The organism is Isoptericola cucumis (genome assembly GCF_014635665.1).
Lineage (GTDB): Bacteria > Actinomycetota > Actinomycetes > Actinomycetales > Cellulomonadaceae > Isoptericola > Isoptericola cucumis.
Genome location: NZ_BMDG01000006.1, coordinates 208818 through 222546, shown reverse-complemented (window position 1 = coordinate 222546; position 13729 = coordinate 208818). Strand labels below are relative to the sequence as shown.

Genomic DNA, 13729 nt, shown 5'->3' with positions numbered 1-13729 from the left:
AGCGCCTGCCATGAGCCTGGACACCGACGACCCGGCCTTCGAACCCACCGCGGGCCCGAACGGGCCGACCGTCCCCCTGGAGCTCCTGCTCGACCAGGTGGAGGACTGGATCCGCCACGACGTCGACGAGGCGGACCGGGCCGAGCTCGCGGAGCTCGTCCAGGACACGGCCTCCCACCGGCGCAGCACGGCCGCCCGCGCCGTCGCCGAGCTGCGTGACCGGTTCGCCGGGACGCTGCAGTTCGGCACCGCCGGCCTGCGGGGTGCGATGGCCGCCGGCCCGAACCGGATGAACCGCGCGGTCGTGACGACGGCGGCCGCCGGGCTCGGCGCCTACCTCGCCGCCACGCTGGGCCGGGCCGCCACCCGCGAGGCGGCTCCCCGGGTCGTCGTCGGCTACGACGCGCGGTACCGCTCGGCGACCTTCGCCACGGACACCGCCGCCGTCCTCACCGCGGCCGGGGCCGACGTCCTGCTGCTGCCCTCACCGCTGCCGACGCCCGTGCTCGCGTTCGCGGTGCGGCACCTGGACGCCGACGCCGGCGTCATGGTGACGGCGAGCCACAACCCCGCCGCCGACAACGGCTACAAGGTCTACCTGGGCGGGCGGGTCGTCACCGACGCCGGGCAGGGCGCGCAGATCGTGCCGCCGCACGACGCTGGAATCGCCGAGCGCATCGCCGCCGCGGGCCCGGCGTCCGACGTGCCGCGCGCCGACTCCGGGTGGACCGTGCTCGACCGCGACGTCGTGCTGTCCTACCTGGCCTCCGTGCGCGCCCTGTCCGACGGGAAGCCCCGGACGCTGAAGGTCGTCACCACCTCCCTGCACGGCGTCGGCGGGCGGGTGCTGGCGCGCGCGCTCGCGGACGCCGGGTTCACGCACGTCGTGCCCGTCGAGGAGCAGGCCGACCCCGACCCCGACTTCCCCACCGTCCGCTTCCCCAACCCCGAGGAGACGGGCGCGATCGACATGGCGCTCGGCCTCGCCTCCGACGTCGGCGCCGACGTCGTCATCGCGAACGACCCGGACGCCGACCGGTGCGCCGTGGCCGTCGTCGACCCGGCGGCCGGCACCTACCAGGGGGCCGAGACCGCCCGCTCGCAGGGGTGGCGCATGCTGCACGGCGACGAGGTGGGCGCGTTGCTCGGCCGGGAGATCGTCACCCGGGGCGTGGGCGGTGCCGGGCCCGTCCGGCCGGGCCCCGGCGGGCGGCCCGTGCTCGCGTCGTCGGTCGTGTCGTCGCGGGTGCTGTCGTCGATCGCCGCGCACCACGGTGCCGCGCACGCCACCACCCTCACGGGCTTCAAGTGGATCAGCCGCACGCCGGGGCTCGTCTTCGGCTACGAGGAGGCGCTCGGCTACTGCGTCGACCCCGCAAACGTGCGGGACAAGGACGGCATCAGCGCCGCCGTCCTGGTCGCGCAGCTCGCCGACCGGCTCAAGGCCGACGGGCGCACCCTGATCGACGCGCTCGACGACGTCGCCCGCGAGAACGGGCTGTTCCTCACCGACCAGCTCTCGGCACGCTTCGACGACCTCGAGCGCATCGGCGACACCATGGACCGGCTGCGGTCGGCCCCGCCGCGGATGCTGGCCGGGGCCGGGGTGGCGCAGGTCCTCGACCTGACCACCGGCGTGGACGGGCTCCCGCCCACCGACGGCGTCGTGCTGCTGGGGGCCGACGACACGCGCGTCGTCGTGCGGCCCAGCGGCACCGAGCCCAAGGTCAAGTGCTACCTGGAGGTGGTGGAGCCGGTCGCCCCGGACGCCTCGTCGTACGACGTCGGGCGCCTGCGCGTCGCGGCGCAGGCCAAGCTCGACCGGGTGAAGGCCGACATGCGCGCCGCGCTGGGGCTCGGCTGACCCGGTCGGCTCAGCCCCGGTCGGCTCGGACCCGCCCGGGTCAGCCGCCGAGGGCGGCGTCGTCCTGCTCGACGGCCGCGTTCCAGTCACGCTTCTGCGCGCGCCAGCCCTCGTCGTCGGTGCCGCGGCGCCAGTACCCGGACGCCGACAGCAGCTCGCGCGGCACGCCGAGCTCCGAGCGCGCCCACCGACGCAGGTCGCGCACGCAGCCGGCCTCGCCGTGCAGGAAGGCGTGCGGGGTGCCCGCGGGGAGCTCGCCCGCCGCGTGGGCGCGCCGGACCACGTCGGCGAGGTCGTCGCTGCCGCGGTGGACCCAGGTGAGGCGCACGTGGGCGCGCGAGTCGATCATGTGCTCGTCGTCCGGCCCGGGGACCTCGACGAACGCGTGCGCCACGGCCCCCGCCGGCAGCGACTCGAGCGCCGCCGCGATGGCCGGCAGCGCCGCGTCGTCGCCCACGAGCAGGTGCCAGGGCGCCTGCGGGTCCGGCGCGTACAGGCCACCGGGCCCCAGGAAGGCCACCGGCTCGCCCGGCTGCGCCCGTGCCGCCCACGGCCCGGCGACGCCCTCGTCCCCGTGGACCACGAAGTCGATGTCCCACTCACCGTCGCGCACGGCGCGCACCGTGTAGGTGCGCAGCAGCGGGCGGCCGTCCTCGAGCTCGCCCAGCACGAGCTTCACGTAGGCGTCGGTGTGCTCGACCGGCGGGGCCGCGCCCGCGGCGAGCTCGGGCCCTGCGAGCGTGAGGCGGACCATGTGCGGGGTCAGCCACCGCACGGCCGTGACGGTCGCGTGCCGGGGCACGCGCTTGCGGGCCGGGGCGCCGGCCGGTGCTGCGGGCGTGGTCGTCTCAGTCATGGTGAGGCGAGCCTAACCTCTCCCCGGCCGTCGCCCCGGTGACAAAGGTCACCCGCGACGTGCCGGGTCACCGGTGCCCGGGTCGCCGGTGCCCGGTCACGAGCCGGCGAGGCGGCGGACCCCCGACGTCACGAGCCATGCCGCGAGCGCCGCCACCCCCACCGCCGCGACGACCTCGCCGCCGGGCGTCGCGCGGTGCAGCAGCCAGGCCGTCCCGATCACGACCAGCCAGCCGCGCAGGTACCAGGCGCCCAGCACGAGCATGGAGGCGTCGCCGGCCGGCGTCACCATCGGGGTGAAGACGCCCGGGGGCGCGGTCGTCGCGCCCGCCACCCACACCCGGGCCGCGAGCACCAGGACGATGACGAGCACGAGTAGCAGGACGGCCGGCCCGGCCGCCGAGACGGACGCGCCGGCCGCGGCGGCCCACGCCGCGGTGACGCCCCCGCCCAGGGCCGCAGCCAGGATCCCCACCAGGACGGGCACCACCGCGTGCGCGGCGACCTGACGCCCCGGGCCGCCGGGAAGCAGCGCTCCCGGCTCGGTCTGCGCCGCCAGGGCGCGCAGGCCGCCGCACCACGTCGCGCTCGCCGCGTACAGGAGGGCGGCGCCCACGACGACCGCGACCGGGGAGGCACCCCCCGCTGCGGCGCCCTCACCCGCCGCACCCGCGCCGAGCAGGACGAGGAGGCCACCGACGCCGCCGACCGCGAGAGAACCGGCGAGCGCCACCGGGCGCCGCCGCAGGCCCAGGAGGTCGCGCGCCACCACGGGGGCCCGGCGCAGGAGGGCGCCGGGAAGCCGGGCGCGGCGCCCGCCGTACGTCACGGGTCCGAGCACGTCCGCGACGGCACCCGACTCGCCGCCGACCAGGCCGCGCCCGGCCGCGACGGTGCTGCGGTGGCCGCTCGCCGCCGCGTCGACGTCGACCTCATCCGGCAGCGCCTGCAGAACCAGGCCCACGGCGGCCAGCCCGACCAGGGCCGCCCCGACGACCAGACCCGCCCCGGGCTGCCCCGCGACCAGCCCGACGTCCACGGGGCACGGTGCCTCTCCCCCGTCCGGGGCCAGGCAGGCGACGCCGATCGTCGTCCGTCCCCGAGCCGGGTCGAGCAGCGCGGCCGTCGCCGCCACGCCCCCGACGACGAGCAGCACCGCCGTCACCGACGTGGACGCGCGCCGCCACCTCGGCGCCTGCGCGCCCACGCCCACCGCGAGCGGGACCTGCGCCAGCAGCGCCGCGCACACCCCCCACCACGCCACGGGGCCGGCGCCGTCCCCGGCGCCGTGCGCGAGCGCCGTCGCGCCGAACGCCGCGACGACCGCCGCCCCAGCCACCAGCGCCGCGCCCCGGCGCCGCAGCACCACCCGGGGGCGGAACTGCCCGCCGAGGACGAACGTCGCCTCGGCGGGGCTCACCGACAGCGGGCCGCCGGCCCGGGCCGCGGCGAGCGCCGCGGCCGCCGCGACGCCGAGCGCGAGCAGTCCGCCGGCGACGAGCCGCGCGACGTCGGGCGTGTCCCACGCGCCGGCGCCGTTCGCCGCGCCGACGACCGCCGCGGTGCGCAGTCCCGTCCCGGCCTGCGCGAGGGCCGACCAGAGGATCGGGCCATAGACCAGCGCCAGGAGCACCACGCCGTACGCCAGGTAGACCCGGTCGCTCGGGTCGCCTCCGCCCTCGGCCACTCGGACCAGCATGCTGCGTCGCCGCAGCGAGCGCACCCACCGGCGCCACCGGCCGTACGCGACCCGCCGCCCGTCGTCGAGGTGGGCGGCCCGCGCGGCATCGTCGTCCGACGCACGCTCCGGGGCGGGCACCGGCTCCCGTTCCGGGTCCGTCATCGCGGCCCGGGGGCGGCCAGCGCCACCTCGCCGCCACGCGCCGCCAGGTCGGCGCGCAGGTCGGGGTCGTGCGTCGCGACGACGAGAGCCCGGCCCGCGTCCGCCGCCCGGCCGACCAGCCGACGCGCCACCGCCCGCCACCGGGCGTCCAGGCGCTGCTCGGGCTCGTCCAGCACCACCAGCCGCGCCGGCCGGTACAGGGTGGTGGCGAGGGCGAACAGCTGCGACTCCCCCGAGGACAGCTCGCCGGGCAGCTGGTCGCGCACCCGCTCGAGCTCTGCCTCGGCCAGCGCCTCGTCGACCCCCGGCCCCGGGTGCCGGCCCGCCCACGCGGAGGACACGAGGCGCAGGTGCTCGGCGACCGTGAGGTCCGGGTACGCCGACAGGCCCCCGAGCAGCAGCGCGACCTCCTCGCGGCGCCGGCGTCGCGCCTCGGTCGCCGGCAGGCCCAGCACGCGGACGCTGCCCGCGGTCGGCGCGTCCTTGCCTGCCACCAGCCGCAGCAGGGTCGACTTGCCGCTGCCGTTCGGCCCCACCACGGCGACCGCCTGGCCCGCCACGACCGTCAGCGAGGTCGGCGCCAGCACCTCGACGGTCCCGTGGGTGCGTGACGCGCCGTCGATCTCGACGACCGGCGCGTCCCCGTGCTTCCCGGTCATCGCCGGGCGGTCAGTAGCCGCCGTCCGAGGGCGCGCCCCCGGCGGACGTCGCGTCGTCGAAGCCCGCGAGCACGGCGCCGGTGCCCGACAGCCCCAGCCGGGTCGCGCCGGCGGCGATCATCGCGAGCGCGTCGGGCAGCGTGCGCACGCCGCCGGACGCCTTGACGCCCAGTGCCGGGCCGACGGTGCGCGCCATCAGCGCCACGGCATGGGCGGACGCGCCGCCGGCGGGGTGGAAGCCGGTCGACGTCTTGACGAAGTCGGCGCCGGCGGCCTGCGCCTCCTGGCACACGGCGACGATCTCGTCGTCGGTCAGGGCCGCGGACTCGATGATGACCTTGAGGACCTTGCCGGCGGGCACGGCCGCGCGGACGGCCGCGATGTCGCGACGCACGGCCTCGACGTCGCCGGCCTTCGCCGCACCGACGTCGACGACCATGTCCACCTCGTCGGCGCCGTCCGCGACCGAGCGGGCCGCCTCGGCGGCCTTGACCTCGCTGACGTGCTTGCCGGACGGGAAGCCGCACACCGTCGCGACCGCGAGGCGCCCGGCGGCCACCTCGACGGCGTGCGCGACGAACGTCGGCGAGACGCACACGGAGAAGACCCCGAGCCGCGCCCCCTCCTCGACCAGCGCCGTGACGTCGGCCTCGGTGGCCTCCGGCTTCAGGAGCGTGTGGTCGACGTACCGGGCCAGCGCGGCGGCGTCGGTCGGTGTGCCGGGCGTGGGCTCGGTCATCGCAGGGCCCCCTCGACCTTCTGGTAGCCGGGCAGGATCAGCTCGTCGACGAGCTCGCGACGCTCGTCGTGGTGGACGAACGCGCTCCAGGCGGCCGTCATCGTCACGTCGGCGAGGTCGTCGATCGTCCAGCCCGCCTCCGTCACGAGGCGCGTCATCTCGTGCGACATCGACGTGCGCGACATGAGCCGGTTGTCCGTGCTCAGCGCGACCGCGAAGTCGAGCTCCTTGAGCCGTGTGATCGGGTGGTCGGCGACCGTCGTGGCCGTCGTCGCCGCCGTCTGCAGGTTCGACACCGGGCAGACCTCGAGGGTGATCTGGTGGTCGCGGACCCAGTGCGCGAGGGGCCCCAGCTCCGCCAGGCGCTCGCCGTCGTCGTCGAAGGACTCGTGGAACGTGATGTCCTCGACGATGCGCACGCCGTGCCCGAGGCGGTCCGCCTGGCCGAGGTGCACGGCCTGGGCGATGGAGTCGAGGCCGGCGGCCTCGCCCGCGTGCACGGTCACCGGGAAGTTCTGCTCGGCGAGGAAGCGCCAGATGCCGGCGTGCCGCGACGGCGGGAACCCGTCCTCCGGACCGGCGATGTCGAAGCCGACCACCCCGCGGTCGCGGTAGGCGACGGCGAGCTCGGCGATCTCCTGCCAGCGGTCGGTGTGCCGCATCGCGGTGACGAGCTGCCCCACGCGGATGGTCTGCCCGCGGGCCGCCGCCTCGCGGATGCCCTCGTCGATGCCCGCCTGCACGGCCTCGACGGTGGCCTCCAGGGCGAGCCCGCGCTGCACGTGCTGCTCGGGCGCCCAGCGCTGCTCGGCGTAGACGACGCCGTCGGCGGCGAGGTCGAGGACGGCCTCGCGCGCGACCCGCGCCAGCGCCTCCGGCGTCTGCATGACGGCGATGGTGTGGTCGAAGGTCTCGAGGTAGCGCACCAGGGAGCCCGAGTCGGCCGCCTCGACGAACCAGGCGCCGAGCGCGTCGGCGTCCCCGGCCGGCACCTCGTGGCCCACCTCGTCGGCGAGCTCGAGCACGGTCTGCGGTCGCAGGCCTCCGTCGAGATGGTCGTGCAGCAGGACCTTGGGCAGGTCGGGGATGAGGTCGACGAGGGCGTGCGTCATGGGGGCCAACCTACCGGCCGTCAGCCCTCCGCGTCGTCGACCTCGCCCTGGTCGTCCGCGCCCGCCTCGTCCTCGTGCTCGTCGAGGCCGCGGACCACCTGCGACTGCTCGACGACGTCCGCCTCCGACGCCGCGCCCTCCAGGTCGGGGCGGGCCGCGGCCGGGCTGTACTCCTCCGGCCGGTCCGCCGGCGGTGACGCGTCGTCGGCCTCCTGGGCCTCCTCGAGCAGGCTCGTGGTGTCCTCCTGGTCCTCCAGCCCGGCGTCCCGCCAGGCGTCGTCCGGGACGGTGCTCATGAGGCCTCCTTCGCTCGACGACGGTGGGCTCCCATGGTCACGCGGCCCCGCTCTGCGCGCCAGGGGGGCCGCTGAGGGCGGAACGGCGCGAGACGCGTCACCGGGCGCGCGAACCTGCCCCGCGGTGGCGGCGACGACGGCACCCCCGTGAACTCCCCGACGGCGGCGAGGACGTCGGTGAGCCGGGACGACCGCCGGAGCTCCACCGCGGACCCTCTCCGTCCGCCCGCCCGCCCGGGGTCAGCCGACCCGGTCGAGCAGCAGCGGCCCGCGCCCCGCGGCGGCCTCGTCGCCGACCGACCAGGCACCGTCGAGCGCGGCGCGGGCGCGGTCGAACCGCTCGGGGGTGTCGGTGTGCAGCGTCAGCAGCGGCTGCCCCGCCGTGACCTCGTCCCCCGGCTTGGCGTGCAGCTCGACGCCGGCGCCCGCCTGGACCGGGTCCTCCCGGCGCGACCGCCCGGCACCGAGCCGCCAGGCGGCGACCCCGACCGCGTACGCGTCCAGCGCCCCCAGCACCCCGGAACGGTCGGCGACCACGTCCTGCCGGTGGGCGGCCACGGGCAGCGGTGCGTCCGGGTCCCCGCCCTGGGCGGCGATCATGCGCCGCCACACGTCCATCGCGCGGCCGTCGCCCAGCGCGGCCCGCACCTCGGCCTCGGGCGTCGGACGGCCGGCCCCGGCGAGCATCTCGACCGCCAGCGCGACGGTGAGCTCGACCACGTCCTCGGGACCCGAGCCCGCCAGCACGTCCAGCGACTCGCGCACCTCCAGCGCGTTGCCCGCCGCCCGGCCGAGCGGCGTGGCCATGTCGGTGAGCAGCGCGACCGTGCGCACGCCGGCGTCGGTGCCGAGGTCGACCATCGTGCGCGCGAGCTCGCGCGCCGTGTCGAGGTCCTTCATGAAGGCGCCCGAACCGACCTTCACGTCCAGCACGAGCGCGCCCGTGCCCTCCGCGATCTTCTTGCTCATGATCGAGCTCGCGATGAGGGGCACCGACTCCACGGTGCCGGTCACGTCCCGCAGGGCGTAGAGCTTCTTGTCCGCCGGCGCGAGGCCGGCGCCGGCGGCGCAGATCACGGCACCGACGTCCTCGAGCTGGGCCATGAGCTCGTCACCCGTCAGCGACGCGCGCCAGCCGGGGATCGACTCGAGCTTGTCGAGCGTGCCGCCCGTGTGACCCAGTCCGCGGCCGGACAGCTGCGGGACCGCCACCCCGAACGACGCCACCAGGGGCGCCAGCGGCAGGGTGATCTTGTCGCCCACCCCGCCGGTGGAGTGCTTGTCCGTGGTCGGGCGCGAGAGTCCGGAGAAGTCCATCCGCTCCCCCGACGCGATCATGGCCGCGGTCCACCGGGCCACCTCGGGCCGGCTCATCCCGTTCAGCAGGATCGCCATCGCGAGCGCCGCCATCTGCTCCTGGTCGACGGCGCCCCGGGTGTAGGCGTCGACCACCCAGTCCACCTGGTCGTCGGTGAGCTCGCGCCGGTCGCGCTTGGTGCGGATCACGTCGACGGCGTCGAACGGCTCGCGGGTCATCAGGCCTCCGGGGCGGGTCGGTCGGTGAGGTCGCGCGCCAGGTCGGGCGCGCCGAAGGCGTCGGGCAGGACCTCGGTCATCGGCACGACGCCGCGCGGGGAGTCGACGAGGAGGCCGGGGCCGCCGTGCTCCCACAGGAGCTGCCGGCAGCGCCCGCACGGCATGAGGAGCTCGCCCGCCCCGTCCACGCAGGTGAACGCGACCAGCCGGCCACCGCCACCCGTCACCAGCGCCGAGACGAGGGAGCACTCCGCGCACAGCGTGACGCCGTAAGCGGCGTTCTCCACGTTGCAGCCCACGACGACGCGCCCGTCGTCGGCCAGCGCGGCCGCACCCACCGGGAAGCCCGAGTAGGGCGCGTACGCCCGGCCCACGACCTGGCGGGCGGCGGCACGCAGCGCCTCCCAGTCCGGCACGCCCGCGTCGTCGGTCGCCACGGCTACTCCTTGCTGTACGCGTCGCCCGCGGCCGCCGGCGCCCGTGACCTGCCGACGAGCCCGGCCACGGCGAGCAGCGTCACCACGTACGGGAGCATCAGCATGAACTGGCTCGGCACGGGCGAGCCGACCACCGACAGCACGTTCTGCAGGTTGGTCGCGAAGCCGAACAGCAGGCCTGCCAGCGCGGCGCGCAGCGGGTCCCACTTGCCGAAGATCACCGCGGCGAGGGCGATGAACCCGGCGCCCGCCGTCATCTCCCGGCCGAACTGGTTGATCGACACCACCGTGTAGAAGGCGCCACCCATGCCGGCCATCGCGCCGCCGATGAGCACCGCCCGGTAGCGGGTGCGCACGACGTCGATGCCGACCGTGTCGGCGGCCTTGGGGTGCTCGCCGACCGCGCGGACCCGCAGGCCCCAGCGCGTGCGGAACAGCGCGAACCAGACGACGGCGACGGCGACGAACATCAGGTACACGACGATCGTCTGGTTGAACAGCACCGGCCCGACGATCGGGATCCGCTCGAGGAACGGGACCGGGAGCCGCTCGAAGCGGGTGGTGGTGTTCAGCGTCTCGGCGTTGGGGACCAGCACCTCGGAGTAGAAGAAGCTCGTCAGGCCGATGACCAGCACGTTGAGGACCACGCCGACGATCACCTGGTTGACCTTGTAGGTGATGGTGAACATGCCCAGCACGAGCGCGACGAGCGCGCTCGCGAGCACCGCGGCGACCAGGCCGGCCCAGGGGCTGTCGGTGATCGAGCCGACGATCGCGGCGGTGAACGCGCCCGCCAGCAGCTGCCCCTCGATGGCGATGTTCACGACGCCGGACCGCTCGCCGATCACCCCGCCCAGCGCGCCGTAGACGATCGGCACGCACAGCGCCACCGAGCCGCTGAGCAGGCCGACGACGGACAGGTCACGCGGGCTGCCGGCCGCGGCCCAGGCGAGGAAGCCGACCAGGAGCGCGGCGGCGAAGACCGCGATCGCCCACACCGGCACCGGTCGCCCGGCACGGGTGCGCACCGCGGCGAGCAGCAGCACGGCGAGCCCGACCCCGCCGCACACCCACGCGGTGGCCATGGCGGGCACCACGAAGGTCGACAGCACGAAGAGGTCGGTGCTGGTGGACAGCAGGAACCGGGCCGAGCCGTCGTGCGGGGACAGGAGCAGCAGCAGCGCGTACAGCACCAGCACGACGCCGAGGCCGATGACGGCCTTCCACGTCGTCGTCGCCACGGCACGCGGGGCGTCCTGCGAGGCCGGGGCCCCGGCGGCTGCGGGCACGCCCGCGGTCGTGGCGGTCATGCCTGTCCCCCCTTGGTCGGTGCGGTGGTCGGTGCGGCTGCCGCGCGACGGCGACGCGTCCGCGGGACGCGGTCGGGCTGCGGGAGCCGGAAGATCGCGCGCACGAGCGGCGGCGCCGCGATGAACAGCACGATCAGCGACTGGACCACGAGCACGATCTCGATCGGGATGCCCTCGGCCGCCTGCATCGCCGAGCCGCCGGCCTTGAAGCCGCCGAACAGGATGCCCGCGCCGAGCACGCCCCAGGGCGACGAGCCGCCCAGCAGGGCCACCGTGATCGCGTCGAACCCGATCCCGGCGTCGATGTCGGCGCCGAACCCGGTGGTCACCGTGCCCAGCACCTGCTGCGCGCCGGCCAGGCCGACGAGGCCACCGGCGATGAGCATGACGTAGACGGTCGCGCGGGAGACGTCGATGCCGGCCACGCGCGCGGCCTTCGGGTTCTCGCCGACGGCGCGGAAGGAGAACCCGGTGCTCGAGCGGTTCAGGAGCCACCACACGTAGACCACGGCGGCCAGCGACAGCACGAATCCCCAGTGCAGGTTGTAGCTGTCGCCCAGCAGCGGCGGCAGCACCGAGCTCTCGGCCATCGGCGGCGTCTTGGGGTTCGCGGACCCGGGCGCCTGCATGAGGCCCGGCGTCGCGAGGAAGTACGACAGCAGGTAGAACGCGACGTAGTTGAGCATGATCGTGACGATCACCTCGTGCGCGCCGGTGCGGGCCTTGAGCAGGCCGGCGATGCCGGCCCACAGCGCGCCCGCGGCGACGCCGGCCACGACGCACAGCAGCATGTGCCACGGGAACGGCAGCCCGGTGACGCCGAAGCCGATCCAGCCGGCGGCCGTGGCCGCCATGAGCATCTGCCCCTGGCCGCCGATGTTGAACAGGCCGGCCCGGAAGGCGAGGGCGACGCCGAGCCCCGCGGCGATGAGCGGTGTCGCGTTGGTCAGCGTCTGCGTCAACGGGCGGATCCCGACGGCGAACGAGTCGGCGCCGAAGTTGTAGACCGCGCCCTGGAAGAGCGCCGAGTAGGCGCCGCCGACCGCCCGGCCGACGGCGGCGAGGGTGTCCGCCGGCCGCGCGAAGAAGTACGGCGCCGCAGCCTGCACGCGCTCGTCGGTCACGATGATCAGGATCGAGCCCGCGATCACCGCGAGCACGATCGCGCCGAGCGCGACCGCCCAGCCGCCCGAGGTGGCGCGGCGGAACGCGTCGCGCCACCGCGCGCCCGTGTCGGCGACGACGGGCGTCTGCTCGCGCGCCGCCTCCTGCTGGAGCTCCTCCGCGAGGCCGGGCTCGGCCTGGGCGTCGACGGTCTCGAGCGCCTCGGCCAGCGGGGAGCCGGGGTCGGCGTCGGGCACCTGTCCGCCTGCGGGCTCAGGCACGGCCTCCGGCTCGGGCTCCCGGCCGTCCGGGCGGGGCGTCTCGCCGCTCACGCCGCGTCTCCTTCGTTCTGGGGCCCGGTCTCGGGCGGGATGCCGGCCATCATCAGGCCGAGCGTGTCGCGCGGGGTGTCCGCCGGGACGATGCCGACGACGCTGCCGCGGTACATGACCATGATCCGGTCGGCGAGGGCGACGGCCTCGTCGAGCTCCGTCGACACGACCACCACGGGGATCCCGGTGTCACGCGTCTCGACGATCCGCTTGTGGATGAACTCGATGGACCCGACGTCCACGCCGCGCGTGGGCTGCGCGGCCACGAAGAGCCGCAGCTCGCGCGACAGCTCGCGGGCGAGGACCACCTTCTGCTGGTTGCCGCCGGACAGGCGACCCACCCTGGTCTCGATGCCCTGGGTGCGCACGTCGAACTCGGCGACCTTCTCCCGCGCGAAGCTGTCGCGGGCGCGCAGCTGGAGCGAGCCCCGGCGCACGAACGGCGGCCCGTCGGTCCGGTCGAGCACGAGGTTCTCCGCGATCGTGAACTCGCCGACCAGGCCGTCGGTGTTCCGGTCCTCGGGGACGAACCCGACCCCGGCGCGCAGGATCTGGCGCACCGTGCGGCCGACCAGCTCCTGTCCGTCGAGCTGGATGCTGCCGCGCACCTGCTCCTGCAGCCCGAGGAGCGCCTCGGTGAGCTCCGTCTGGCCGTTGCCCTGCACGCCCGCCACGACGAGCACCTCGCCGCCGCGCACCGAGAAGCTGACCCGGTCGACGAGCACCTGCCCGCCGGGCCCGACGACCTCCAGGTCGGTGACCTCGAGCGCGTTCTCGCGCAGGGTGGGCTCGTCCTTGGCGACGACGAGCTCGACCGCGCGCCCGACCATGAGCGAGGCCAGCTCGCCGTCGCTCGCGCTCGGGCTCGCCTCCCCGACGACCTTGCCGTGGCGGATCACGGTGATCCGGTCGGCGACCTCGCGCACCTCGCGCAGCTTGTGCGTGATGAAGACGATCGCCGTCCCCTCGTCGCGCAGCTGACGCATGATCCCCATGAGCTCGTCCGTCTCCTGGGGGGTGAGCACCGCCGTCGGCTCGTCGAACACGAGGATGTCGGCGTCGTGCGAGAGCGCCTTGATGATCTCGACGCGCTGCTGGACGCCCACGGGGAGGTCCTCGACGAGGGCGTCGGGGTCGACGTGGAAGCCGAAGCGGGCGGAGATCTCGGTGACCTTCGCGCGGGCCGCGTCGAGGTCGAGCACGCCGCCCGCCCGGGTCGACTCGTGGCCGAGCATGACGTTCTCGGCGACGGTGAACACCGGCACGAGCATGAAGTGCTGGTGGACCATGCCGATGCCGGCGGCCATGGCGTCGCCCGGACCGTCGAACTCCTGCACCGCGTCGTCGAGGAGGATCTGGCCCTCGTCCGCCTGGTAGAGCCCGTACAGCACGTTCATCAGCGTCGACTTGCCGGCGCCGTTCTCACCCAGCAGGCAGTGGATCTCGCCCGGCTCCACCACCAGGTCGATGTGGTCGTTGGCCACGAGCGCGCCGAAGCGTTTCGTGATCCCTCGCAGCTCGAGCCGCATGTTCGCCTTCCTCGCGGGGGGTCATGGGTCCCGCCCGTCAGCCTCTCACCGGGAGCGCGTCGTCGCCGCTCCGCACACTTCGTGCGCGGGCCCCGAGGAGATCGCTCCCCGGG

At 75.7% G+C, this 13729-nt stretch carries 12 protein-coding genes; 1 reads left to right on the top strand and 11 read right to left on the bottom strand.

Going from position 1 to position 13729, the window contains the following annotated elements; all coding sequences use genetic code 11:
• Nucleotides 1-10 precede the first annotated feature (10 nt).
• Entirely contained in the window at nucleotides 11-1864 is a 1854-nt protein-coding gene (locus IEW03_RS10785) for a phospho-sugar mutase (RefSeq protein ID WP_188523682.1), read from the top strand.
• 40 nt (nucleotides 1865-1904) lie between these two features.
• On the opposite strand, the gene IEW03_RS10780 is transcribed toward IEW03_RS10785, so the two are convergent.
• From IEW03_RS10780 to IEW03_RS10730, 11 genes are all read right to left on the bottom strand, one after another.
• A complete protein-coding gene (locus IEW03_RS10780) occupies nucleotides 1905-2720 on the bottom strand; it encodes a siderophore-interacting protein (RefSeq protein WP_188523681.1) in 816 nt (271 codons plus the stop codon).
• A 96-nt stretch (nucleotides 2721-2816) separates the two neighbouring features.
• Nucleotides 2817-4562, bottom strand: a complete 1746-nt coding sequence (locus IEW03_RS10775; RefSeq protein WP_188523680.1) for a hypothetical protein — start codon at nucleotides 4560-4562, stop codon at nucleotides 2817-2819.
• Entirely contained in the window at nucleotides 4559-5221 is a 663-nt protein-coding gene (locus tag IEW03_RS10770; RefSeq protein WP_188523679.1) for an ABC transporter ATP-binding protein, read from the bottom strand. Before IEW03_RS10770 ends, IEW03_RS10775 begins: the two co-directional genes overlap by 4 nt.
• 10 nt (nucleotides 5222-5231) lie before the next feature.
• On the bottom strand, nucleotides 5232-5960 hold the full coding sequence (gene deoC / locus IEW03_RS10765) for a deoxyribose-phosphate aldolase (RefSeq protein ID WP_188523678.1): 729 nt from the start codon (nucleotides 5958-5960) through the stop codon (nucleotides 5232-5234).
• A complete protein-coding gene (locus IEW03_RS10760) occupies nucleotides 5957-7072 on the bottom strand; it encodes an adenosine deaminase (RefSeq protein ID WP_188523677.1) in 1116 nt (371 codons plus the stop codon). Before IEW03_RS10760 ends, deoC begins: the two co-directional genes overlap by 4 nt.
• Before the next feature lie 20 nt (nucleotides 7073-7092).
• On the bottom strand, nucleotides 7093-7368 hold the full coding sequence (locus IEW03_RS10755) for a hypothetical protein (RefSeq protein WP_188523676.1): 276 nt from the start codon (nucleotides 7366-7368) through the stop codon (nucleotides 7093-7095).
• Nucleotides 7369-7608: 240 nt separating this feature from the next.
• Nucleotides 7609-8904, bottom strand: a complete 1296-nt coding sequence (locus IEW03_RS10750) for a thymidine phosphorylase (RefSeq protein ID WP_188523675.1) — start codon at nucleotides 8902-8904, stop codon at nucleotides 7609-7611.
• On the bottom strand, nucleotides 8904-9341 hold the full coding sequence (locus tag IEW03_RS10745) for a cytidine deaminase (protein WP_188523674.1): 438 nt from the start codon (nucleotides 9339-9341) through the stop codon (nucleotides 8904-8906). Before IEW03_RS10745 ends, IEW03_RS10750 begins: the two co-directional genes overlap by 1 nt.
• Before the next feature lie 2 nt (nucleotides 9342-9343).
• Nucleotides 9344-10651: an ABC transporter permease gene (locus IEW03_RS10740; protein WP_188523673.1), complete on the bottom strand. Its 1308-nt coding sequence runs from the start codon at nucleotides 10649-10651 to the stop codon at nucleotides 9344-9346.
• A complete protein-coding gene (locus IEW03_RS10735; RefSeq protein ID WP_188523672.1) occupies nucleotides 10648-12087 on the bottom strand; it encodes an ABC transporter permease in 1440 nt (479 codons plus the stop codon). Before IEW03_RS10735 ends, IEW03_RS10740 begins: the two co-directional genes overlap by 4 nt.
• Nucleotides 12084-13616, bottom strand: a complete 1533-nt coding sequence (locus IEW03_RS10730) for an ABC transporter ATP-binding protein (RefSeq protein ID WP_188523671.1) — start codon at nucleotides 13614-13616, stop codon at nucleotides 12084-12086. The genes IEW03_RS10735 and IEW03_RS10730 overlap by 4 nt, the downstream gene beginning before the upstream one ends.
• Between the last annotated feature and the right edge of the window lie 113 nt (nucleotides 13617-13729).